Origin of the sequence: Scytonema millei VB511283 (assembly GCF_000817735.3) — a bacterium.
Lineage (GTDB): Bacteria > Cyanobacteriota > Cyanobacteriia > Cyanobacteriales > Chroococcidiopsidaceae > Chroococcidiopsis > Chroococcidiopsis millei_B.
In genome coordinates, this window is record NZ_JTJC03000001.1 from 736,405 (window position 1) to 761,415 (window position 25,011).

22 protein-coding genes are annotated in these 25,011 nt (G+C 43.9%); 13 read left to right on the plus strand and 9 right to left on the minus strand.

What is annotated here, in order from left to right; translation table 11 throughout:
- The first annotated feature begins 127 nt into the window (after positions 1-127).
- The 5 genes from speB to QH73_RS03385 all read left to right on the plus strand — a co-directional run bounded on the left by speB (position 128) and on the right by QH73_RS03385 (position 4,330).
- On the plus strand, positions 128-1,045 hold the full coding sequence (gene speB / locus QH73_RS03365; protein ID WP_039715229.1) for an agmatinase: 918 nt from the start codon (positions 128-130) through the stop codon (positions 1,043-1,045).
- 129 nt (positions 1,046-1,174) lie between these two features.
- The gene (locus tag QH73_RS03370) at positions 1,175-1,720 is read left to right on the plus strand and encodes a thioredoxin family protein (protein ID WP_039715230.1); all 546 of its coding nucleotides are present in this window, start codon (positions 1,175-1,177) and stop codon (positions 1,718-1,720) included.
- Positions 1,721-1,783: 63 nt separating this feature from the next.
- Complete coding sequence (pyrH, locus tag QH73_RS03375) at positions 1,784-2,512, plus strand: UMP kinase (protein WP_039717363.1); 729 nt, start codon at positions 1,784-1,786, stop codon at positions 2,510-2,512.
- Positions 2,499-3,047 (plus strand): ribosome recycling factor, encoded by a 549-nt coding sequence (gene frr / locus QH73_RS03380; RefSeq protein ID WP_015157164.1) that lies wholly within the window; start codon positions 2,499-2,501, stop codon positions 3,045-3,047. The genes pyrH and frr overlap by 14 nt, the downstream gene beginning before the upstream one ends.
- A 149-nt stretch (positions 3,048-3,196) precedes the next feature.
- Positions 3,197-4,330 carry a geranylgeranyl reductase family protein gene (locus tag QH73_RS03385; RefSeq protein ID WP_039715231.1) on the plus strand — a complete coding sequence of 378 codons (1,134 nt, stop codon included), beginning with the start codon at positions 3,197-3,199 and terminating at the stop codon, positions 4,328-4,330.
- Positions 4,331-4,367: 37 nt separating this feature from the next.
- Here QH73_RS03385 and QH73_RS03390 read toward each other — a convergent pair whose 3' ends face one another.
- Together QH73_RS03390 and QH73_RS03395 are read right to left on the minus strand one after the other, a co-directional pair.
- A complete protein-coding gene (locus QH73_RS03390) occupies positions 4,368-5,153 on the minus strand; it encodes an RDD family protein (RefSeq protein ID WP_039715232.1) in 786 nt (261 codons plus the stop codon).
- Between the two features lie 52 nt (positions 5,154-5,205).
- Positions 5,206-6,045, minus strand: a complete 840-nt coding sequence (locus QH73_RS03395) for a hypothetical protein (RefSeq protein WP_039715233.1) — start codon at positions 6,043-6,045, stop codon at positions 5,206-5,208.
- Between the two features lie 96 nt (positions 6,046-6,141).
- Here QH73_RS03395 and QH73_RS03400 point away from each other — a divergent pair, with 96 nt between their 5' ends.
- The 3 genes from QH73_RS03400 (at position 6,142) to QH73_RS03410 (ending at position 10,659) form a co-directional block, all read left to right on the plus strand.
- Complete coding sequence (locus QH73_RS03400) at positions 6,142-7,101, plus strand: stage II sporulation protein M (protein WP_039715234.1); 960 nt, start codon at positions 6,142-6,144, stop codon at positions 7,099-7,101.
- Between the two features lie 135 nt (positions 7,102-7,236).
- Positions 7,237-9,240 carry an amylo-alpha-1,6-glucosidase gene (locus QH73_RS03405; RefSeq protein ID WP_039715235.1) on the plus strand — a complete coding sequence of 668 codons (2,004 nt, stop codon included), beginning with the start codon at positions 7,237-7,239 and terminating at the stop codon, positions 9,238-9,240.
- 351 nt (positions 9,241-9,591) lie between these two features.
- Positions 9,592-10,659, plus strand: coding sequence for a hypothetical protein (locus tag QH73_RS03410; protein ID WP_039715236.1), 1,068 nt, complete (start codon positions 9,592-9,594; stop codon positions 10,657-10,659).
- Between the two features lie 9 nt (positions 10,660-10,668).
- Here QH73_RS03410 and QH73_RS03415 read toward each other — a convergent pair whose 3' ends face one another.
- Positions 10,669-11,091: an EVE domain-containing protein gene (locus QH73_RS03415; RefSeq protein WP_039715237.1), complete on the minus strand. Its 423-nt coding sequence runs from the start codon at positions 11,089-11,091 to the stop codon at positions 10,669-10,671.
- Between the two features lie 108 nt (positions 11,092-11,199).
- A complete protein-coding gene (locus tag QH73_RS03420; RefSeq protein WP_039715238.1) occupies positions 11,200-14,760 on the minus strand; it encodes a DNA polymerase III subunit alpha in 3,561 nt (1,186 codons plus the stop codon).
- Between the two features lie 187 nt (positions 14,761-14,947).
- Here QH73_RS03420 and QH73_RS03425 point away from each other — a divergent pair, with 187 nt between their 5' ends.
- From QH73_RS03425 to QH73_RS03435, 3 genes are all read left to right on the plus strand, one after another.
- Positions 14,948-15,817: a helix-turn-helix transcriptional regulator gene (locus QH73_RS03425; RefSeq protein WP_132866550.1), complete on the plus strand. Its 870-nt coding sequence runs from the start codon at positions 14,948-14,950 to the stop codon at positions 15,815-15,817.
- Between the two features lie 99 nt (positions 15,818-15,916).
- Positions 15,917-16,303: a DUF6463 family protein gene (locus QH73_RS03430; RefSeq protein WP_132866552.1), complete on the plus strand. Its 387-nt coding sequence runs from the start codon at positions 15,917-15,919 to the stop codon at positions 16,301-16,303.
- 14 nt (positions 16,304-16,317) lie between these two features.
- Entirely contained in the window at positions 16,318-16,758 is a 441-nt protein-coding gene (locus QH73_RS03435) for an ester cyclase (RefSeq protein ID WP_039715240.1), read from the plus strand.
- A gap of 26 nt (positions 16,759-16,784) precedes the next feature.
- Here QH73_RS03435 and QH73_RS03440 read toward each other — a convergent pair whose 3' ends face one another.
- From QH73_RS03440 to QH73_RS03450, 3 genes are read right to left on the minus strand one after another with little or no spacing between them, the layout of a single operon-like run.
- Positions 16,785-17,447: a Uma2 family endonuclease gene (locus QH73_RS03440; RefSeq protein ID WP_039715241.1), complete on the minus strand. Its 663-nt coding sequence runs from the start codon at positions 17,445-17,447 to the stop codon at positions 16,785-16,787.
- A gap of 43 nt (positions 17,448-17,490) precedes the next feature.
- A complete protein-coding gene (locus QH73_RS03445) occupies positions 17,491-18,441 on the minus strand; it encodes an alpha/beta hydrolase (RefSeq protein ID WP_132866555.1) in 951 nt (316 codons plus the stop codon).
- Between the two features lie 12 nt (positions 18,442-18,453).
- Positions 18,454-20,535, minus strand: a complete 2,082-nt coding sequence (locus QH73_RS03450; protein WP_039715242.1) for a serine/threonine-protein kinase — start codon at positions 20,533-20,535, stop codon at positions 18,454-18,456.
- A gap of 360 nt (positions 20,536-20,895) precedes the next feature.
- Here QH73_RS03450 and QH73_RS03455 point away from each other — a divergent pair, with 360 nt between their 5' ends.
- Positions 20,896-21,105, plus strand: coding sequence for a hypothetical protein (locus QH73_RS03455; protein WP_039715243.1), 210 nt, complete (start codon positions 20,896-20,898; stop codon positions 21,103-21,105).
- Between the two features lie 70 nt (positions 21,106-21,175).
- Here the strand turns inward: QH73_RS03455 and QH73_RS03460 are convergent, their stop codons facing one another.
- Both QH73_RS03460 and QH73_RS03465 read right to left on the minus strand, forming a co-directional pair.
- A complete protein-coding gene (locus QH73_RS03460) occupies positions 21,176-21,352 on the minus strand; it encodes a hypothetical protein (protein ID WP_165587612.1) in 177 nt (58 codons plus the stop codon).
- Between the two features lie 121 nt (positions 21,353-21,473).
- Positions 21,474-23,351 carry an alpha/beta hydrolase gene (locus QH73_RS03465; protein ID WP_309476439.1) on the minus strand — a complete coding sequence of 626 codons (1,878 nt, stop codon included), beginning with the start codon at positions 23,349-23,351 and terminating at the stop codon, positions 21,474-21,476.
- 309 nt (positions 23,352-23,660) lie between these two features.
- On the opposite strand from QH73_RS03465, the gene QH73_RS03470 reads away from it, so the two are divergent.
- A complete protein-coding gene (locus QH73_RS03470) occupies positions 23,661-24,992 on the plus strand; it encodes a hypothetical protein (RefSeq protein WP_039715245.1) in 1,332 nt (443 codons plus the stop codon).
- Positions 24,993-25,011: the final 19 nt, after the last annotated feature.

A 25,011-nucleotide genomic window follows, 5' to 3' on the forward strand; every position in this document is an offset into this window, starting at 1 on the left:
GCTTTCTCTGTGCGCCCCTACTGCAAATGTCACGTACGCTTAGATACACTTTAGCCAGTCTCTCAGATCGCTACTTTTAGCGGGAGTGTGTCAGGATTGTGATGTTGCAATTCCTCGATCGTTGTTTATGCTAACTCAAACAGATACTTCTGTCATTCCCTTTCTCGGTGCTGATGTTGCAGCAACTTACGATGCTGCTAAGGTCGTTATCCTACCAATTCCCTACGAAGCAACAACAACCTATCGCCGTGGTTGCGAAAATGGTCCCGATGCAATTCTAGAAGCTTCCCAGCAAGTGGAATACTACGATGAAGAACTCGACTGGGAGATCGGCTGCGATGCCGGTATTTATACGTACCCCTCAATTGCCGATACTCGCGATCGGCAAGTTTCACCAGAAGAGATGCTAAAAGCCACTCAGGAAACGGTTTACAAACTAGTTCGAGACAATAAGTTTGTCATTGCTTTGGGTGGCGAACATAGTATTACGACAGGTGTTGTCGAGGCATATCGTCAAGCATATCCAGATGAACCTTTTACCGTAGTACAAATTGACGCTCACGGCGATTTGCGTCATGAATATGAAGGCTCGATCCACAATCATGCTTGCATCATGCGGCGAGTGGTTGATATGGGTTTACCAACCGTCCAAATTGGGATTCGAGCAATTTGCAAAGAAGAAGCCGAACTGATTAAAGCGAAAAATCTGACTGTATTTCGCGCCAGAGAAATTGCTAACCAACCCGATTGGATTGAAAAAGCGATCGCATCTATTCCAACTCAAAAAGTCTTTCTGACCATCGATCTAGACGGTATCGATCCAACTTTGATTCCAGGGGTTGGCACTCCCGAGCCAGGCGGCTTAAATTGGTATGCTTTGCTTTCCTTCTTGAGACAAGTCATGGAAAAACATCAAGTCCTTGGCTTGGATATTATGGAATTAGCACCAGTCGCCGATTCAGTAGTTTCACAGTTCACGGCAGCGAAATTAGCGTATAAACTAATCGGGTATCAAGCATTATTTCAGGGCTGGAAAAGTACTTAATTTTTTGTCATTTGTCGTCGGTCATTGGTTAATCGATCGCGTCGATTACCAATGACTAATGACCAGCGACCGATAACGAATAACCAATAGTTTTGAGTTAAAGATAAGATATATTCCTATTCCCAATATATGACTATTCAAACTAACATTCAACCTCCTAAATTGCGCTATGCACCTGATTTTGAATTAAGAGGTATAGATGCTCAAGTTCACCACCTGGCTCGTTATTTAGAAAAATTCCGAGCTGTGGGTGTTGTATTTATGAGTCATAATTGCGATTATGTACAGTCATATATTGAAAGATTAAAAACAATCCAAGTAGAATTGCAAGACCGAGGTTTTACTTTGATTGGAATTAATGCAAATCAGGATCTCGAAGATCGTTTCGAGCAGATGAAAAACTTTGCCAACTACTATCACCTGAATTTTCCCTATCTTTGGGACTCTACCAGAGACGTAACGGAAAGTTTTGGGGCAAAAACAACACCAATGTCTTTTTTGATCGATACAGAAGGCTGCATTCGCTACCAAGGGGCGATCGACGATCGCCCCGCAGAACCAGCAGCAGTAAAACAGCCTTATTTACGCAAAGCTATTTTGGAATTGCTACAAGGACAACCCATTTCCATTGCTGCTACAGAAAGCATCGGCTGCGCTCTGCAATGGGGCAACTAGAGACAGAGTTACCCTCTACTGCTATCTTTAATGGGAGGCGAATATGAATTAAATTTCAGTTGTATGTTGAAACCTTACAAACGAGTTTTGCTCAAGCTCAGTGGCGAAGCTCTGATGGGTAACTTGGGTTATGGGATTGACCCAAGTGTAGTCGAAGGAATCGCAGGTGAAATCGCAGAAGTTGTTGCCCTCGGCGTGCAAGTCGCTGTTGTCGTAGGTGGTGGCAATATTTTTCGCGGTGTAAAAGCATCCGCATCTGGTATGGATCGAGCTACTGCTGACTATATCGGGATGATTGCTACCGTGATGAATTCCCTGACGTTGCAAGATTCATTAGAACGCAACGGGGTACAGACGCGGGTACAAACTGCGATCGCCATGCAAGAAGTTGCAGAACCATATATTCGCCGTCGCGCCATCCGCCATTTAGAAAAAGGCAGGGTGGTGATTTTTGGTGCTGGTTCGGGTAATCCTTTCTTTACTACCGATACGACTGCTGCATTGAGAGCGGCAGAGATAGATGCTGAGGTAATTTTTAAAGCAACGAAGGTAGACGGGGTTTACGATGCCGATCCTCATCTCAATCCAAATGCCAAACGCTATCAAACCTTGACATACGGTCATGTGTTGGCTCAAGATTTACGGGTAATGGATAGTACCGCGATCGCCTTGTGCAAAGAGAACAACATCCCTATTCTGGTATTTGACCTCACGGTGAGAGGTAATATTCGCCGCGCTGTGATAGGAGAATCTATAGGGACGCTTGTGGGAGGTTTCTGTGAAGTTAGCTGAAGCTGAAAGTACAATGCAAAAAACCGTTGAGGCAACTCAACGATCTTTTAACACTATCCGTACTGGTCGTGCGAATGCCAGTCTGCTCGACCGCGTGATGGTGGAATACTACGGTTCCCCTACATCTTTAAAATCGCTAGCTAGCATTAGTACACCTGATGCAACTACGATTACGATTCAACCTTTCGATCGCAGTACTCTGAATTCGATTGAAAAAGCTATTTCCATGTCAGATGTGGGGTTAACTCCTAATAATGACGGTTCGACGATCCGATTAAATATTCCGCCACTGACTAGCGAACGCCGCAAGGAATTTATCAAACTGGCGGCGAAGTACGCTGAAGAGGGTAAGGTTGCCATTCGCAATATTCGCCGCGATGCGCTGGAGACGATTCGCAAGCAAGAGAAAAGTAGCGAAGTGACTGAGGACGAAGCGCGAGATCTACAAGATCGATTGCAAAAGTTGACCAATAAGTATATCGAGCGCATTGACGAATTGCTAGCAGAGAAAGACAAAGAGATTTCGACCGTGTAGCCTCGAACAGACCAGGTACAGCCTGGTCTGGCTGCTTATTTTGATTTTTATGTGAGTTTTTGTATGGGAAGCGGGCAAAATTAGGTAAAGTTTTGTAAGGCTATCCGCCTTGATGTAGAGATAACCCATAGGAGTTAAATTGTAGTCTTATGTACGATTGCATCATCGTTGGTGCTGGTCCAGGTGGAGGATCGGCAGCCTATCATCTAGCGAAACAGGGACGTTCGGTTTTAGTGCTAGAGAAGGAATCGCTACCACGCTATAAACCTTGTGGGGGAGGCGTATCGCCAGAAGTTGCCAAATGGTTTGATTTTGATTTTTCTCCAGCGATTTCGGTAAAAGTTAATACCATTCGCTACACCTGGAAAATGGACGACCCCGTACAGGCAGAGTTACGCACGCCAGAACCGATGTGGATGGTGCGACGGGACGTATTCGACCACTTCTTAGTTCAGCAGGCACAAAAACAAGGGGCAGAACTGCGGGATAGTACAGAAGTTACCGGGATCGAATTTAAAGGCGATCGCTGGTACGTCAAAACTGCGAACCAAGTGTTTGAAGGACGTTATCTGATTGCAGCTGATGGCGCAAAAGGTCCAATGGCGAAGTGGTTGGGCTTCAAAGAACGCAAGCGCCGCTTGGGTGGTGCTTTAGAAGCAGAAGCCCCCGCCAAGGTGGATGATAGTAACATTGCCCACTTTGAATTTGGCATGGTGAAAAACGGCTATATCTGGAATTTCCCCAAAGCTGACGGCTATTCTATTGGTATTGGCACGTTTCGAGGTGGAGAAGGACAGGACTTCAAACAAATTTTGAGCGAATATGCCACTCTCTTTGGCATTGATGTCAAGACTTGCAGACAATACGGTCATCCTCTTTGTTTGTGGGATGGAACGCAAAAGCTCCATACTCAAAATGCAATTCTTGCTGGAGAAGCAGCTTGTGTCGTCGATCCATTCACTGCGGAAGGGATTCGTCCCTCAATCTTTACCGGAGTGAAAGCCGCGGCCGCGATCGATCGCGCGCTTGCAGGCGATATCAATGCCTTAGAACAATATACCGACACCATTAACGAAGAATGGGGTAGCGATATGGCTTGGGCGCAAAAACTAGCAGGTGTATTCTACCGAGTTCCTGGTATTGGCTATAAAGTCGGTGTCAAGCGCCCTTCTGCGACTCAGCGCATGGGACAAATTTTGTGTGGCGAGTTAAGTTATGGCGATGTAGCAAATCGTGCCTTAAAGCGTCTCAGTGGTAGTCTGATCCCTGGTATGGGTGGGTAATATTTCGATGCGAGTAGGGGCGCACAGCTGTGCGCCCCTACTGACGATCCTGCTGGTATGCCAAATACACCGCTTCCAAAAATGTGTCAGGCTTGACGGCTTGAGGTAATTTTTCCAGGGCGATAATTTTTTTGGTTTGTTTGGCAAGTTCTAAACTGAGTTGCTCTTGAGCTTGTTTGGACATTGCTTTGCGTCTTTGCAAATATTCGCGAATTACTGCAAAATCGTCGGGTAAAATTTGAGAAAAATCGGCTTCAGACTGCAACAATTGCGACATCAGATCGTAAGCTGAATCGCTAATAGGAAAGTTGGCAGATGTATGGGAAATTTCGGTTTGAATCACAATTGTACCTGCAACTAGATCGCCTAAGCGTTTCTCGCGCTGACCGAATATAATTAAAAATGCACCGAGAAACAAGATATCGTCAAAAGGTCGCAGTAGCGATCGCAATATTGCTTGTTGAATGCTGACAAGTCTACCGTCATCTCTGACGACGCGAATTTTAGCAAAACGTTTGCCTGGGGTTTGTCCTTGCCATAAAGTTTCAAATAGGACAAAATAACCTGTATATAAAAAGAATGTGACTAAAAAGGCGATCGCTAGCATCCATAAGCCAACATCTGCATTCCGAAATATTCTGCTCCAAGCTTCTACGACTTGATAAGCAATAAAACTCCAAATAAATAGGAATCCAACTATAAGAAAAGTTAGAATATGGTAGTCTATTAGCAATGCCCAGGCGCGGCTACCAATTCCTGCTAACGTGAATTCTAGTTCGACGCTTTCGGGGGTTTGATGGGTAATGCGGTTGAAGAAGTGCATACTTGGTAGTTGGTAGTTGGTAGTTGGTAGTTGCTATTACCCATCACTTAAATTAGACATCGCGATCGCGTAATTTCAATCCTAGTCCTTCCCGTCGTGTTCGTAAGTCGTAATACACAACAGCTTTAATAACTTGCCAAAATGGCATAATTAAAATTCCTCCGGCAAAGCTTAGAATCCAAGAAATTAGATACACAATTGTGTAGGCAGTGGAGCCTTGTTCTAGGCGTAACAAAAATATTTGAGGGATGTAGCTAAATAAAGCTAAAATTGGAAATGTCACGATAAAAGCTATTAAAACAATTCCTTGAATGCGCCATATAGATGTTTGAGTTAAATTCCAGCTCCTGTTAATACTTTGCCCACCATTAGTATTTTCTTCAACTGCTAGCGGTATCTCAGATATAAATAAACGAGAATATAGCCATACTAAACCAAAAATTAAGGCGACAATTATAATAATCGTTGCCAATATAGCAGCAATTGTTCTCCCGGTGCTGCCAAAAATCGTATTTAGTAAAAATCCAAGAACAAATCCAATTATAGTAGCGATAATAGCGCCAACAATAATAAATCCAAAATAAGCTAGAAATATTAAAAAACTAACTCGAAGCGCGACGAAAAAGAATGACCAAAGACGTGAATTAGTATAGTTGCGAGCATTGCTAATACTTTCAGGTTGGTTGACGAGTTCGCCAAAAGCCAAGCGCGAAATTAGTCCGGCGATCGCAGCAAATTTTGCCCAACCATAGATCGGCACTAAAATCCATAAATGGGCTTGCAAAGCTAACTTTAGATAAGTTTTAAGATGAGAGCTATACATCCTGGCTCCCGCAGTGACGACATTGCCAACACTTAACGGTTGCATCGAACTAGAACTAAACTGGGACATAATGTTATTTTCCCCGATATAAGGGTAGATAATTATAGTTTGCCCAAATTATTGCAGTTATCTTAAAGTAGCTAAAACCAATCTGGTTTAAAATTTATGAATGTTCAACGATGGATTGCTCGCCGAGAACCAAACTGGAAGCGTTTAGACGTTCTGTTAAATCAAGTTGAAAAAAAGGGAATAAAGGCACTTCGCTCTGGTGAAATTAAAGAATTAGCCAGTTTGTATCGCTCTGTAGCCGCAGATTTAGCCCGCGCCCGGACTCAACAAGCTAGTAATATTATTCTTCAAAATTTACAATCTTTAACAACTCGTAGCTATAACCAGATCTATCAAGGTTCGCGGCGACAGGAATGGCAAGCAGTACTAGACTTTTATCGCTGGGGTTTTCCAACCGCAATTCGGCATAACTTTGGTTCTATTGCCTTAGCTACAGTACTCTTTTTATTTGGTGGAATTGTAGCTTGGTGGTATGCGTGGCAAGACCCAACATTTCTATCATTAGTCGTCCCCGATTATTTGATTAAAAAAGTACAAGAAGATCGTCAATTGTGGATGGGTTCGATTGTTGGTGTCGAGCCACTGGCATCTACAAACATTATGACGAATAATATATCTGTCTCTTTCGCTGCTGTCTCTGGTGGAATTACTGCTGGATTATATACAACGTTTTTACTAGTTTATAACGGTTTAAGTATAGGAGCAGTTGCAACTTTAGTCGGACAGAATAATTTAGCTTATCCCTTTTGGGCGTTTGTATTTCCCCACGGTGCTTTAGAGTTGCCAGCAATATTTTTTGCTGGGGGAGCAGGGTTTTTAATTGCTAGAGCTATTATATTTCCTGGTAAATATAAACGGGGAGATGCATTAAAGGTTTATGGCGCTCAAGCCGCTCAATTAGTATTGGGAATTGTTCCAATGTTGGTTATTGCCGGAATCATTGAAGGTTTTTTTTCTCCCAGTCCAATCGTTCCCTCGCCCTTGAAATATTTGGCTGGAATTGGTTTGTTTGCGTTGTTGGTGGTGTATTGTCAGCCGCAGAAATCGCGATCTTGAAAGGCTTTTGTCCTTGTCTCAGCAATTTCTCAACAATTTCTCACCCCTATCCCCTCACCCCTAATCCCCATCGACGATATATTATGGTTGCGGTGCATACTCAAACATAGTGACGATCGCAAGCAGTAGGTTGATATGGCGATTCAATTTGGGCGGGAAATCTGCGGCAACCTGGATATCGCGGAAACGCGAGAGTGGCTGGTGACAAACGGGATTGGCGGTTATGCCTCTGGTACGGTAGCGGGATTGCTGACTCGACGCTACCACGGGTTATTAGTCGCAGCCCTCAAACCGCCTTTGGGTCGCACGTTAATGTTAGCAAAGTTGGATGAAACGATTCTGTATGGCGATCGCTTCTATCCTTTAAATACGAATCGCTGGCGAGATGGAATTGTCAGCCCTGAAGGTTATTTGTGTGTCGAGCAATTTTCTCTAGAAGGGACAGTCCCCGTCTGGCGTTTTGCCTATGCTGATGCCCTATTGGAAAAGCGGGTATGGATGCAGCAGGGAGCCAATACGACTTACATTCAGTATGCCTCCGTTCGCGCCACTGCACCGCTACAACTGGGACTGAAAGCGATGGTCAATTATCGCGATTATCACGGCATTACCCAAGGTAACAGCTGGCAAATGGCTTTAGATCCAGTCGATCTAGGAATTTGCGTCACTGCTTATCCAGGTGCTACACCCCTCTACTTGCTAAGTGATAGTGCAACAGCAACAATCGTTCACAACTGGTACTATGGCTTTGACTTAGCCGTAGAACGCTACCGAGGACTGAGCGATCGCGAAGACCACTTGCACGCAGCAACTTTTCAGGTAACGCTCAACCCTGGGGAATCCTTGACTTTTGTGGCAAGTACGGAAAGCCATCCAAATTTAGATGGCGCAGCAGCCTTGAAACTGCGTCACACCCAAGAACAAAAGCTACTCGGACAGTGGAAAGCCAGTCGTTCGATTAAAGCGAAAGAACCGCCGCAATGGATACACCAGCTGGTTCTAGCTGCCGACCAGTTTATCGTCGATCGCCCTTTGGCAGACGAACCGCAGGGTAAAACGATTATTGCTGGTTATCCTTGGTTTAGCGACTGGGGACGCGACACGGCGATTGCCTTACCAGGATTGACACTTTGCACGGGGCGATCGGAAATTGCCCGTTATATTCTCCGCACTTTTGCTAAGTACGTCGATCGCGGCACGATCCCCAACCGCTTTCCCGATGTCGGGGAAGCACCAGATTACAATACTGTTGATGCGACTTTGTGGTACTTTGAAGCAGTTCGTGCCTACTATAGTGCTACAGAAGATGATGCCCTCATCCAAGAACTATTTCCAGTCCTAGCAGATATTATTGATTGGCACTGTCGCGGTACGCGCTACAACATCCATCTCGATGCAGCTGACGGACTGCTTTATGCTGGGGAAGAGGGATGGCAGTTAACCTGGATGGATGCCAAAATTGGCGATTGGGTCGTCACACCTCGAATTGGTAAACCGATTGAGATTAACGCACTTTGGTATAATGCCGTGCGGAGTATGGCAAATTTCGCCCGTCGGTTAGGTAAGCCGCATCAAGAGTACGAGGCGATCGCCAACCGCACGCTAGCGAGGTTCTCTCGTTTCTGGAATCAAGAGTTAGGCTACTGCTACGACGTACTCGATGGTCCTGATGGCGACGATTCATCCCTACGCCCCAACCAAATTTTTGCCGTCTCTCTACCCTTGGTGGGGGCGCAAGGCATTGCACCTTTACTTAACCCGACACAGCAAAAAGGGGTTGTCGATGCTTGCGGACAGATGTTATTGACTTCTTTTGGCTTGCGATCGCTTTCTCCCGAACATCCCCAATATCGAGGACGGTATGGTGGCGATCCACTGCAACGAGATAGCGCGTATCATCAGGGGACAGCCTGGGGATGGTTAATTGGTGCATTTGTCTCTGCACATTTGCGCGTTTATAAAAATCCCGTGCAGGCGCGTCAATTTCTCGAACCAATGGCAAACCACCTTTGCGATCGCGGTATTGGGAGTTTAAGCGAAATCTTTGACGGCGATGCGCCCATGACTCCACGCGGCTGCATTGCCCAAGCTTGGACTGTTGCAGAAGTTTTGCGGGCTTGGTTTGCTACCGAAGAGTAGGGAGCAGTTATTCAGTTATCAGTTATCAGTTATCAGTGACTATATACCCCACGCACCACGCACCACGCAACAACCAACAACCAACAACCAACAACCAACTACCAACTACCAACTACCAACTACCAACTACCAATTACCAACAACAGTAGTAAATGTGTAGCTTAGCGATCGCTGCGTGATGTTAAAGTAAAGACATTGAAACAATAGCAGCAATATTCACCGATTAATGATGAAGTTCTTGTTCCGCGATCGATCTCGTTCGGCGAACGGGATCGCTTGCGGTTGAGGGCTAACGGGTGTGTTATTTGTTTACGAATTCCTCACTTTACTGATGAAATGGAGTGCCTTCATATGCTCATCAGCTCAGATATTTCACAGAACCTAACCACTCAACAGCTCGTCAAAATTTGGGCAGAGCGATATCAGCCTCAAATCCCCTTCTCTGCGCAACATCATTTTGCCTCTGAGACTCTGTTTCACGTCATTTCGCTGGAGGGCAGACAAGAAACTGTTGCAAAGTTGCATCGATCGCTGATCGAGCTGAACTGCGACTATGCTGCTACTAGAGCGAGCGAGCTGTATGAATTCACTCCATCGACAACCAGTCCAAGTGAAATTACCAACATCGTGCAGTGTACTGTTGAAATCTACTTAAATCTACTGGAGTTTTACAAGCAGCCATCATACTCTCTTAACGAGACAGTCCAAGCTGGCAAGGGCGATCGCGTACAATTAGTTGGCTTGAGCAATACAGACATCATCAAGCTAGCTAGCTTTGTAGAACCACTGCTGTTAGAGTATCAAGAGCGTCACCAAATTTCTCATGATTGGGCGAAGCTAGGCTTTCTCACGACTCACTTCAACCTTAGCAATGTAGCGCTATTAGAAAATTTGAATGCTGTCGAGCAAATTTTTGTCAAACCTTACTTCAAGTTTCTAGAAGAGCAGGTAGCGCTGCCGTGGCTGCGCGTTTGCGAGGCAGCAAGTAAGCATGATTTTAGTTCGCCTGCGTTTCAAGTCGTTCACCACATGCTACCAGAGGTCGAGGCGATCTCTCATCGGGTTTATATGAATCTCTTGCGACAGTTTCCCAAAACCAGCACACGGCGGGGAAGATTGGATCATCCTAGCGTGAAGCATTCGTGCCTCCGAGACTTAGATATGTTTCAAGCATACTTGTGGCTTTGCGTGTTGCAGGGTAGCTTGGCTCCAATTGAAGATGAGCTGGTGCGTTTGTGTACGATGGTTATGCCACGGGTAGGTGCGACTTGGGAAATGACCGCTGTGTGGAACGTTCTATTGGTAGCAGAGATAATGAATCGCACTTGGATGAGCGAGCAAAAATTTCTTAAGCCTTACACAAACGGGCTGATACGGGCATTTGAGCGATCGCAAAGTCAGTTTGTTGTCGAATCTTGACCAAAATCATTATCCTTTCAACTGATGAACTCGCTGCCATTCTTCCGGCGTGATTTTGTAGTTAATACCGGGAGCGCGAATTACAGGTAAATTGCTCAAAACGCGATCGTAAAGCAATTCCGATCGCCTTAATGGTTGTCCCAACAATTTACGAATACAGTGAATTTTGACATGAAATTTACTATCAGCTTTACTTAGATCGAGCCAATAGTCTTTATCGGGTAATTCTGTTAAAGCTTGTACGGGTTCTGCGACTTCCGCGATCGCATATATTCCTGCTTTTTCTCCTGCCATCCACACCAAAACTCCATCACCCACAGCAATCTCTTTGCTATAGCGAGTCACCCGCCACGGAATTGTTTCTAATTCCCGAATTGCATCTAAAATTCGGTAATATTTAGGGTTTCCTTGAAATAGCCAGTAATTTGTCATTTGTCATTTGTTGTTAGTTAACAGTTGATGGCTGACGGTTGACTGTTCCCTGTTCCCCGTTTCCTTTTCCCTAACAACTGATAACTGATAACTGTCAACTGTTAACTGTTAACTGTTAACTAATAATGGCTGTACGTGAGCGGGAAAATTGGCGGTTCTGAGTGCTTCTACAGCGGTTCTACTATCTTGTACCCAATAACTGCGTCCAAGGCGTACTAGTTGACGGTTATGGGTATCTTGAATAATAGCAAACACTGGAATTTTCGCTTTTTCTTTCTCTTCTACCTGCTTTTGCAAAATTTCTTGTAAGCGATGTTGTTCCTGGATGTTTCCAGCTTGTAAGGGGTCAAGTTCTACCATGACTAAACGGACGTTTTCTATTGGTTCTACATCTTCAATAATCATTTGTACTTTGTCGTCTCGTCGATCGACTTTACCCCAAACAATTAATCGCGTATCTGCTTCTAACAGATGGGAAATGCGTTCGTAGGTTCTAGGAAAAACAACTGCTTCTGTTTGTCCTGTCAAATCTTCTAACTGTAAAATTGCCATGCGATCGCCTTTTTTCGTGGTTACGGGTTTCATGCTAGTTAGCATCACTACTGAACTCACAGAGGCTTCGCTGGAAATGTTTTCTAAATTGCTTAGACTAATCGGAGATAAAATTTGTGCTGCTTGACTGACTGCTTTGAGGGGATGATCGGAGACGTAAAAACCTAATAATTCTTTTTCTTTACGTAGCTTTTCCGATTGTTGGAAATCTGCTACTGGGGGTGCTTTGGGAGCAGAATCAAAACTACTTTCCGACTGACTAGCATCTGTCAGTCCCCCTAAATCAAATAAACTAAATTGACCGATCGCTCTATCCTTAGCACGGGATTGCGCCCAATCGTGAACTAGCTCTAAATCTTTTAATAATTGCTGCCGATTTGGTTCGAGTTTGTCGAAAGCACCGCAATAAATTAGTGGTTCAATAGTTCGACGGGTGACAGCACGTAAATCGACGCGATCGCAAAAATCAGCTAAAGATTTAAATTTGCCTTCTGCGCGTGCTTTTAAAATCGAGGCGATCGCTTCTCCACCGACTCCTTTAACTGCTGATAGTCCGAATAAAATGTTGTCTTCTATTGGCGTAAAATCTACCCCAGAACGATTTACATCTGGTGGTTCGATTTGAATATTCATGTTCAAACAGGTAGCAATATATTTTTGTACCTGTTCTGTTTTGTCGCTATTGGCTGTTAATAGCGCCGCCATGTATTCTACAGGAAAATTCGCTTTGAGATAGGCAGTTTGATAAGTGACGTAACCGTAAGCTGTGGAATGGGATTTATTGAAGCAGTATTCAGCGAACTTCATCATCTTCTCAAATAACTCTTCAGCTATTTGTTTTTTTACCCCATTTCTTGCTGCACCATCAACAAAAATTTCTCTTTGCTTCTGCATTTCAGAAGTTTTCTTTTTCCCCATCGCACGTCTTAACAAATCCGCCTGTCCGAGGGAATATCCGGCTAAATCTTGAGCAATTTTCATGATTTGCTCTTGATACACCATAATTCCATAGGTTTCTTGCAAGATTGGCTCTAATATGGGATGCTCGTTTTCAATTGCTTCTTTACCGTGTTTGCGATTAATAAATTTTGGAATTAAACCAGCATCTAATGGTCCTGGTCGATATAAAGCCAGCACTGAAGAAATATCTTCGATACAAGAAGGTTTTAAATCTCGAACAATCTGACGCATTCCTGAGGATTCTAGCTGAAATACTCCTTCTAACGCGCCTGCTTCTAGCAGCTTATAAGCTTTTTCTACATCTTCAGGAATTTTATCAGTTTCACCTTTGGCTAAAATTTTCTGCACTTTTCTTTCATTTGCCGTAACTTCATACGGATCGACTTTAATGTGGCGATATTGTTGGATCAGTTGAATCGACTTCTGAATTAAAGTCAAATTCTTTAATCCTAAAAAGTCCATTTTCAACAATCCCATTGCTTCGATGTCTTCCATAAAATATTGGGTAATGACATCGCCTTCTTTATTTCTTTGTAATGGAACAACTTCATCTAACGGATCGGATGAAATCACAACTCCGGCTGCATGAACGCCGTAAGTTTTGTTCGTTCCTTCAATTCGCATCGCCATATCAACCCAGCGGCGAACATGGGGTTCGTTGTCGTATCTATCCTTAAACTCTTGTTCTGGTGTTTCGTCAGAAATCATCACCGCCAGTTTAGTTGGCTTACCCCGCACCACAGGGATTAATTTCGCCATTTTGTCTGATTCGGCGTAGGGAATATCCAACACTCGCGCCACATCTTTTAAAACAGCTTTGGATGTGAGGCGGTTAAATGTGATAATTTGCGCGACTCGATCTTCACCGTATCTCCGCGTGACATATTCAATGACTTCATCGCGTTTTTCAATGCAGAAATCGGTATCAATATCAGGCATTGATTTGCGTTCTGGATTCAAAAATCGCTCGAATAGCAAACCGTGATGTACCGGATCGATATTAGTAATTTGCAGACAATATGCAACTAAAGAACCAGCAGCCGAACCGCGTCCTGGTCCTACGGGAATGTCATTGTCTCTAGCATATTTAATGTAATCCCATACAACTAAAAAGTAAGTCGAAAAGCCCATCTGCTGAAGCATTTTCAACTCATATTCCAACCTTTCTTTATAGACTGGTTCGATTTGATTGCGAGATTTACGATTGAGGCGTTCTAGCAATCCTTCCCAAGCAACTTCTTCTACATAAGTATCAGCTGTATGTCCGGCTGGAACTGGGTAATTAGGCAGTCGCGGTTCGCCTAAAATGTGATAGGGTTCGATTTTCTCGGCAACTTCTAAAGTTGTGGCGATCGCCTCTTGGATAATATCATCTGGCAAATGATCGCGAAATAATTGCGCCATCTCCTCAGCGGACTTCAAATATTCCGTACCGCTATAGCGCATCCGATTATCTTCGGAAATTAGCTTACCCGTTTGAATACACAATAATGCGTCGTGAGCATCAACGTCAAAACAGGAAATATAATGGGAATCGTTTGTGGCAACAAATTTAATATCTAACTCTCTAGCGATTTTGATAATTTCTACATTTACCGTTCTGTCTTCAGGAGAACCGTGATCTTGAATTTCTAAATAGAAATCATCGCCAAACACATTTTTGTACCATTTAGCAGTTTCTCGCGCTATATCTGGTTTACATTGTAGGATTGCTTGGGGAATTTCTCCACCTAAGCAAGCACTAGTAACAATTAAACCTTCCCGATACTGTTCTAATAGTTCTTTATTCACGCAAGGACGGGCAAATATTCCCTTACCTTGAAATCCTTTGAGGTGAGAAATCGACGTAAGCTTAACTAAATTTTTGTAACCTTTAGTATTTTTCGCTAAGACAACCTGATGATATTTTCTGACTCTACGGCGTTCTTTGTTTTCAATATCGCCGTTAATTACATACATTTCATTGCCAATTATTGGCTTAATATTCTTACTACGACAAACTTTAATTAACTCGATCGCCCCATACATGACACCGTGATCGGTAAGCGCGATCGCAGGCATACCCAATTCTATCGCCCGATCTACTAGTTGCGGTAGCTGGCTGGCACCATCGAGCAGGCTGTAATCGCTATGGATGTGTAGACCGACGAAAGACATAGAAGCATCCCACAGTGGCTATGACAGAAGTATAGGATACCGGATTTTGGATGCACTAGGGTGGGTACGTGCATTCTCCTGAAAGTAATTTAATAATAGGTGTGTTGGTATCGTAGCGGCTATAGCGAACGCGGACGATCGCCACTTTGGGAGCGTAGAATATATGCTGCAACAGCTCAAACTGGATATGACTAAGCTAGAGGACTCTACCAAAGTCCTGCCTCATCCACCATTGCTTGACAGCCACTCAGCAGGCTGGAACGATCTTTTTCTGGCTTACTACCATCATCCAGGTTATGAGACTCCAACAGAGCATTTGATGGCGCAACACGTCCTCGATGTGAGCGATCGCCATAATTGGGTACAGCACGAAAGGCGCGTAGGCGATCGTTATCAGTCTTACTGGTTTGGTAATGGCGAGATTGCTTTTTGTCCGGCTAACACGCTGCATTGGGCAGTATGGCAGCAAGAAGTACGCTTTACTCTGATTACCTTTACTCCTCAACTTTTAGCAAGATTGGCAAATGAATGTACGGATCGCGATCGCCTGGAACTAATTCCTCGTTTTCAATTTGTCGATCCGGTAATTCAACAACTCGCCTCAGCTTTGAAAGCAGATTTACAGGCTGGGTGTCCCGCTGGACGGATTTATGGCGAGTCTGTCGGCGTTGCTTTAGCCGTACATTTGCTTACTACCTGCTCCACATTACCACCAAAAATCTCTACATATTCTGACGGGCTACCACAGTACAAGTTGCAACAGGTGACTGATTACATTCACGCTCATCTAAATCTAGAGATTAAATTATCAGATTTAGCTCGGATTGTAGGCATGAGTCAATATTATTTCTGTCGTCTATTTAAACAATCTACGGGCATGACACCCCATCAATATTTGATTCGGCTGCGGGTAGAAAGAGCAAAACAATTACTCAAACAACCAAATTTAGCGATCGCAGATGTAGCGTTTCAGTGTGGTTTTTCGCATCAAAGTCACTTGAGTTGCCATTTTCGTCGCTTAACGGGGATGTCTCCCAAAACATTTCAACAGCAATAGCAAGAATTTGCTCAAAATTGCAAGAACTTGTGCGACGTTAGCCAACAATCTCAGCTAAATTCATAACATTCATTACCGAGAGCGCTAAGGAGGCTGAGAATGTTGAGATTGAGTGGATATTGGCTATACGCTACCAGCATTATCCATGTTTTAGTTGGTTTATGGCTCTATGCCGAACCGCTATCGAATATTGCTCGGAGTGGATTTTTCAACGCAGTAGATCCATTTTGCGATCGCAATACTGCCTTTTGGTTTTTGATGGTTGTGCCATTACTTTTTGCTATGGGACAACTATGTTGCTGGGCACAAATTCAAAGTATAACTCTTCCAAATTTTCTTGGTTGGTGTCTTCTAGTAACTGCTCTAGTTGGGATATTTTTGATGCCAATTTCAGGGTTCTGGTTGCTGATACCACCGTCTGTACTAATAATCATCACCTCACATCAGTCTAAAAGTAATACCACTAGTATTTCTTATAAAGCTTAAAAGGAGAGATTCATATGTTTGTCGAACAAAACAAAGCGATCGCTCTGCGTTTTGCTACTGAAGGGTGGGGAACTAATCCTAATTGGAAAAAAGCTTGGGATGAGTTAGTCTCGTCAGAGATCGTACATTACTTTTGTAGCTGGGCTGAACCAATTCGAGGAATAGAGGCAAACAAAAAATTTGCAGTGAGTTTATTTCAAGGATTTCCCGATATTCGACAGACAATTGAAGAGACGATCGCCCAGGAAGATAAAGTGATGTATCGTTCTACTCTTCAAGGTACTCACACGGGAATATTTATGGGAATACCACCTACAGGTAAGGTTATAACTGTCAATGGGAGTTTCAATTTATTCCGCATTTCTGAAGGGAAGATTGTGGAATGGTGGTATGAATTGAACTTGCTAGAAGTCATGAAACAAATGGGAGTCATTACCGAACCTGCCTTGAAATAGCTTTTCTACATCTTTTAGTAGTTTGCTCAATTATCTCCCTTGGTTCCTAGATATTCTGCAACCCATCTCCGAAATGCCTTAATTGCGACATTTCTTCCTTCTACTTTACTCCGATCGACATACCGAGGAATGGCTTCTACAATTGGCAAATTAGGAAAAACTTGACTTTGTTCTGTAGCAACATACTGCCGTTCTTGCAGCACATATAAATTAAGCGATCGCCCATTATAAACCCACAATTCAGGAACACCTAACGCGGCGTAGCTATTCTTTTTAATCTCCGAATTGCTGGTAAAATCGATCTCAATTGCTAAATCTGGTGGAGGATCGAAGTTCAGATCGATCCTCTCCTTACCCCTAATTACTGCCTCATTTTGGATATAAAAACAAGCATCAGGTTCCACACCAGCATTTATAACTTGTCGTTTGAAAGTAGTCGAACCCAGAGACGCAAACTCAATATCGAGTTCTTCCAGCAGGACTTTCACCAAATCCCCAATATTCTCTTTACCACTTTCATGTCCTGCCAATGGAACCATAATTTCCAACATTCCTTGATAATATGCGATTCGAGAAGCACGGCGATCGCCCAACTCTGCTAATATTTGCTCAAAATCATCCCAGCTAATATTGCGTAAAGTTACCTTTTGCCCTGGTTGCACATCAATTTGACTTAATTGAAGTAGCATTTTCACACTCTCCTTTTAATACTTTTGACTCACGAAAAATCTCTTAATTAACTTTTGCGTCTTTGCTACGGACACTTTCCTCAACGGGGAAAACCCCCGCATGGAAGTGTCCTCGCCTTTGCGTGACATTTTTATTCTCTACTTGCTTAACAAACTGCTGCACCACCTGAAAATACTGACTACCAGCGACCTCAGCAGTATTATTATGCCCTGCCCCTGGAACTAAAAAAATTTGTTTTGGTTGCGGTGCAGCTTGATATAATTGTTGACTCATACTAGCAGGAACTTGCCAGTCAGCAGTACCATGAATAAACAATACTGGCATTGCTAAAGAACCCATCTTATTAATAGAATCAAAACGCTGGTGTAACAATAAATCTATCGGAAAAATTCGATAAACTTGCTGATGATTTACCATATCCGCAACTGAAGTGAAAGAACCTTCCACAATTAATCCAGCCGCATCTGGTTGTTTTACCGACAGATCGATTGCCACTGCACCACCTAAAGAATGTCCGTAAATAAAAATCCGATTGGCTGGAATCTTTCTCTCCTTAACCAAATAATCCCAAGCCACTTGTGCGTCTTGATAAACTTGCGATTCAGTCGGAAAACTCCCCTGACTCAAACCATAACCGCGATAATCGGGAAGTAATACTGAAAATCCCATGCGATGAAATCGATTTGCGTGAGCCACATTTGCGCCAATATTAATTCCATTACCGTGCAAATATAGCAGTACTCTGTCGCTTGTTGTCGAGACAGGTATCCACCAACTATGTATTTTTTCTACCTGCTTAGATGCCGTTTTTACAGGTAGCCACACCTCTTGATAAGGTAAATTAAATGCTGCTGGTGTAGTATCAATAGTAGCGCGAGGAAAGAAGATAAATCGCGTTTGTTGAAAGTAGAGAAATAAACCAGCAATGATATACATAGTACCTGCGAACGCAGTGTTATATAATAGCGATCGCCAAATAAGCTTTATTGACATGGATGCAAACTGCTATTCGCTAATAATTAGTTTAAGCTGATAATCGCTCTTACCAGACGCAGTAGATACGACAACAAACTCATAAAAACCGGATTCTGGGAGATTACCATCCCAAGTGCGATCGCGAGAATCTTCCATCAGCTTAATTTTACCTGTAGGAGAATACACTGAAATTAATACTTGCGGATCGGCTTCCAGTTCCAGTTGCATCACTTGTTCTTCTGTCAATTCGGCAACAAAAGTTTTCCCTTCGCCTGACTTCAATCTACCACTAACTTGTCGTTCGCTAGTTCCAGAATCAAACTCAATTTTCTCATAAGCGTTTCCCTTCAGGATAGCTTGCAACTTCTCCTCAGCGATCGCATACCAAACCTGATTAATCGGTTTGTTCATAAAATTTTGTCCCCTCTGTTGGGGAAACATTTGTAAAAAGGCAGCATCAGCTAAATCGTATAAAGCTCTATTACTGAGGTTTAGCCGATCCAATTGCTGTTGCCAACGCGATCGATCTTTTTGTGAATAACTACCCAAACGCTTGCGAGTTTCTGAAGGCAGAAAATGCAACCAATCTAAGCATTCCGCAGCTAAATTATCCCAGTCAGCCCTAATTTTTGCATCTGCGGGATTAGCCGTGAGACGACGACCTTTATACTGAGGATATCTTTCCCAAAAAACTTGGTCTACTAAAGCAATGTAATACCTGTTATTTATCCCCATTCGCTGACGGCGATCGCGCAATTGATTTTTACGACGTTGTTCGGCAGCAGAAAACTGAGGTTTAGCCGCAACTTTTTGCGTCTGGGGTGTTTTCTTTTCAGTCAAATTTGATTGAAATTGCAACCAACCACTTACCACTAACCAACCCATATATGCAGATATAATTCCGATTGGTAATGCAAACCAAAGTTTTTTAGTTTTGAAGAAAGTAACGCTAGGAATTTTAATAATTGATTTGGGGATATTAATAACTGGTTTAGGGAAGTTAATTACAGGCTTGGGAAACTTATGAACCAACTGAGAAAAATTAATAACTGGTTGAGGAATGTTAATAACTGGTTGGGGAATGTTAATAACTGGCTTGACAGCAACGGCATTGGGTGATTTATTAACTGCTACCGTCATAGGAGTAGGTACGAGTGTTGCGGCAGCTTTACTATGCTGTTGTAAAAGACGTAAAACGTGTTGTGCGGAATGATAGCGATCGCTAGGGCGAGGAGATAGCATTTTATCTAACATCGTCCCCAACATTGGCGTGAGATTGACTTCTCGCCGCCAGTGCCATGTAAGATCGCGATCGTCGATTAATTCTTGTGGTTCTTTACCCGTGAGTAACACCAATACTGTAGCAGCCAAGGCATACAAATCGCTGTGAGGATAAACTACCCCCTGCTGCATTTGTTCGGGTGGTGCGTAACCGACTTTTCCTAGTAGCGTAGCCGTTTGCGTTCCCCTACCAGACTTAGCAGATGAAACAGTCGCAACAACTTGTTTGACACCACCAAAATCAATCAACATTGGTAGGCGATCGCTAGCGCGTAAAATTAAATTTTCTGGGGAAATATCCCGATGAATGACTCCTACACTGTGGATGTAATCTAATACAGGAAGAATTTGCTGCAAGAGGTGAACGATCTCTGTCTCGCTAAAAAATTTTCCTTGCTGCATTCTCTCATCTAATAAACTGCGGTAGGTTTCCCCTTCTACGTAATCTTGGACGAGAAATAAATGTTCTTTACTGTCAATTTTGACGCGAAATAATTCGCGAAAGCGGGGAATTTGCGGATGCTGCAATTTGTAAAGAACTCCCGCTTCCCGTTCAAACAATTCTGCTGCTTTGCGTAAAAGAGTATTACTCTGTGCTTGCGGCGCAAATTCTTTCAAAACGCAGAGTTCGCGAAAGCGGTTACTATCCTCCGCTAGATAGGTGCGCCCAAAACCACCTTGTGCTAGTAAACGCACGATTGAGTAGCGATCGCCTAGCACCTGTCCTGAATACAAGCCATTTCCCGACGCTAGAGACAGCTTCTCGCCGCAATGCATACAAAAACGACTTTCAGGCAAGTTTTCGTGACCTTGAGTGCAGTATACGGGCATATGACAGAGAAGGAGTGATGAGGCGCTAGGGAATTCGGAATTTCTGAATTACACGCTACCCCTAGCTTTTACAGGGCATTATGAGTATATCTACAAATTTAGATAACTCACGATTTCTCCCTTAAACTCATCTCCAGTGACACTTTTTTCAGTTCTCAGTGATCAGTTATCAGTTATCAGTAAAGAGTGACTAGTGGCTGGTGGCTAGTGGCTAGAGTTTCTCCCTTGTCTCCCCGACTCCCGACTCCCGACTCCCGACTCCCGACTCTTTATCAAGAATTCTTAAGCTGATGAACGTGGGTGTGGTTATAGCCTGAGAATATTGACAAATAAATCTTGGTGCAAGAGGGATAAGCCACAATGTCGATCGCTCGAACTTCCACATCTACACCAAAAGCAAGAGATACTAAGCTGACAGAGCAGGAACTCATTCAGCAAATTCGGGCAGAATTAGTATCTACAATTAGAATTACGCCAGATGAAGCATTGGCAGACTGGCAGAGAACCTCTATCGGACAGGGATGTTTTAGCGGTACGTTAGAAAGCGAAATCTACCGTTCTTTTTTGTAACTAGCTGTTTTGTCATTTAATAGTAGTGAGTTGCGATCGCGACTCACTCATGATGGCAGCGATTGCCGAACTACGAATTACTGTCGCTTGTCTTACCACGGATTAAAATACTCACAAGCGTCCAGCCTGTCCACAAAATAGCTGAAGCTAGCAGGAAAATCATCAGTAAGGCTAAGCCAGAAAATGGCGCTACGATGAAGCTGAGTAGCAAACCCAACAGTAAAATCATCAACAAAATCCTATCCATCACCATTTAACTCCTAGTCTCGCTCTCATTCACCAAGTTAGCAAGCGCGATCGTCATCTGTCCTCTAACTAGAGTCATTCGTCATTGGTCATTGCTCTCTCCCTCAGCTCCCTCAGCCCCCTCAGCTCTCTTTTCTCCCCCGCCTGTAAGCTTGAGGACAAAAATTCTGTTGGGCTGTGACCACCGCACAGATAGAATTAGCTAGCTGAGTTAGTGGTAAGGATGAAACGAGACTCACATCTAGCGGTGCTTGGCTGACGGTTTGAATATAGGAGGAGCTGAGATAGGGACGATACTGGGGGTTTCGATCGAGATAAGTTTCCATGAATGCCACGCTCAAAATGCTAACGTAGCGGCGTGCGATCGCCGGATTGGGACCGATAACTTGTGCAGGTAGGGGGATCGGATCGGCATCTTCCGCAGCTGATTCACCAATCGTAGAAAAATGGCTGGCGCGATCGATGGAGATCAAGTATTTTCGCGCTGTTGTCAACCAAGCAAAGGGAATAATCTGTTCTGGTAAGGCAGGAGCGATTGTATCTGCACTGCTGCTAACGATCGCTACGGGAATTTGAATCTTCCTCAACCCTAATTCCCCAAAAATACTACTAGTAAATGGGTTAATGGCGATCGCGGCTTTAATTCTCCAGTCTTTCAAATTATCTTGAGTCAATGGTAAAGCCAAAGCACGACACTGAAGCAGTAGCGATAGATTCCAGACATCTTTAGGGTTATTACAGTCTCGGCGCAGTTGGCTAAAATTCAAGCCTGCACCTGCTAAAGCTAAGGCAGTATAACCGCCAAACGATTGACCAATAATCGCTGCTCGTTGTACATTCAACTGCCAACTGGGATTAGCTGCGTTCAATCGCTCTAATTCATCCAATAAGTATTTCACGTCTAAAGGACGGTTGACAAATTCGCTCGGTTCTGCAACATCCGCGGCTTGACCGGAAAACAGCGATCGTAATTGTTCTGCATTGCTACCAGGATGTTCGGGAACTGCAACAGCAAAACCATAACTTGCCAGTTGCTCGGCTAGATAAATAAAACTCGTGCGATCGCTCCCTAAACCGTGCGATATGACTATAACTGGGAATTTTTGGCGATCGGTAATTGGTAATTGGTAATTGGTAGTTGCTCCCTTGTCCTCTTGTCCCCCTTGTCCTCCCTGCTCCCTGCTCCCTGTTCCCTGCTCCCTTGGTAAATAAAGATCGGCAACAAAAGCCCGATCGCGGCGACGATCGCTTAATTTTAAGGTTTGCTTGCTCCAACTAAAACGTCCAGGCGAGCGCAAATCTGGTAACTGAGAAAAATTTATTCCTTGGACTTGAGCAGCTGCGGCTGTCGAATTTTCAGAAATTAAGGCGATCGCTCTGCGAGATTGGCTAATCAACGTTTCTAGGGCTTCAGCCATCTGAAGCATCCGCCCCATATTAACTCGTACGTTAGTCGGGAATTTGTGTAGTATGTTCAGGAGTGTTAAGCCTTTTGGATCTGCTGCTGCTAAAACGAGTGCCGAGCGCAGGGCATAAAATCCCGATTGCCGAGATTCAGTTTGGACAACCTCGCCTAGTCTTTTTAACAGGGTTGTTCCAGTTGGCGTATAAAGAAACTGGGATACTGCAACCGGACTTAGATCGATCCGTTTGAGTAAAACTCGCTGTAATTGTAACAATCGTTGGGGACTGACATATGCTGCATAGGTAGCTAGCTCGTCGTCAACTATGCCTTTTTTAGCGTAGCTTTCCAAGGAGTTTACAGAAATAGACCGTTCGATCGCTCCATAGGAAATATAAATTTTTTTTGCCGCGATCGCCGAGTTGGCAATTCCAGGTATGGGTAAAAACCACAGTCCTAAACTACTTACCACAACTCCTAGCCACGTCCGAGCAGAAAAATTAAATGACATAGAGCAAATAATGAATTGAGTGGTGCGTGATGCGTGGGGACAGGGAAGACAGGGAGACAAGGAAGCAAAGGAAGCATTTCTAGTCACCAGTCACTAGCCACTAGTCACTGATAACTGTCAACTGTCAACTAACAACTAACTTTCTTCAATTGAGGTGGTGGAGGTAAAATAGCTACAGGATAGAAACGAGAGTAACAACTCGCCTAATTATTTTATATTTCTGCATACAGAATTTGGGAAAAGTTACCAGTATAAATACCGAAAAATTCATTTATGGTAGAAGATCTATTTTTTTTAAGAAAGTCTGAATCTTTAAAAAAATCTTTTAAAAGTGGATGAATAATAGAAAGTCTGATACCGGGGCAGCTAAGAATTTTTACAGCGGGGTACAAGACCATGAGTGAAGCAGAAAAAGTCAATAGTGCGCCATTTTCTGAATGGTTTAATTTTGCTAATAGTGGGCTTGCCGATGGTGAGGCATCCCCAGCAAACCAAGACGAAACCAATTTATCTGAGTCAGCGGACGATGCTGCTGTTGCCCGCGACGTTTCTGTGGAACCAGAACCCGCAGTAGGTTCTTGGTCGTCCGTTGCTCGCTGGATGGACTCGGCAGAGAATGGTGGAGCATCCTTAACTCCTGAAGAAGTCGCGACGTTATTGAGTTTCATCCAAGAGATGCGCGGCTCCAACACCAAACTAGTAGAACGGGTAATTCAGTTAGAGAGAGCGCTAGAAAACAGCCAAAATGAATTGCATTACCTCAGAGGGCAATCGCGCGAGGCAGATTTGAAGCTTACCCAAAAAATTCAAGCTCAGGAGCAAGCGCGATCGCAAGTAGAATCTTTATCTGCCAAGCTAGAGACGGCAGAACAAGCCATCCAGCAGCAGAAAATTGTGGTTGAGACCCTTACCGATGACTTAAACGCCAGCCAAGAACGAATCGCTCAAATGGAAAGAGAATGCTCTCTCGTGCAGTCTAGATATAACGAGCAATCCTATCAGCTCATGCAAGTCGAGACATCCTGCCGCGATCTCCGCTCTCGCTTACTGCGCCAGCAACGCTACACCATGCAGTTAAAAGTAGCGCTAGAAAAGTGTGCGGAATCACCCGCTTCCACAACCGATCGACCCCCAGAAAATAATGCTAGTAGTTTGAGAACGCAATCGTTATTCCCCAACCCGCAACCGATTACTCCGTGGTCGATTCAAACCCCGAATTTTATCGATCGCGACCGACAAGAATCCTCAGATTCACCATTGAATGAGTGGACGGCGGAAAACTTGTTGAGCGATCGCCAAGCGCCTTACAGTTTCAATTCCACCCCCAGTACTGGAGCTTTCGATTTGCAAAGCGTTAATAGCTCGGCAGAGCGAAGTTTTTTCTTTTCAGAAACTAACCAAGAAGTAGACCTAGACGATTTCTTGAGTTTGTTACAAGAAGAAGCCTCAGCAGAGGCGATCGAGACTGACGATACAACGTCGCTCGACCTCGATCGTCTCGCGCCCCAACCACAGATATCAGAATCGCACCCAATCAATGAATTGCAGACGGATGAACCAGCAGGCGAAGCAGAAGCTTCACCAGCCGATGCTTCCCCATCCAGCCAGAATCAGGTTAACCTCAACTGGCCCTCACCAGTTGTTTATCCTTGGCACCCACCCAAAGGTAGAAAATCACTAGCATCAATTGAATTACCAAAATTTCCACCCAGAAACCAGAATCAGTGAGCAGTTGTCAGTTATCAGT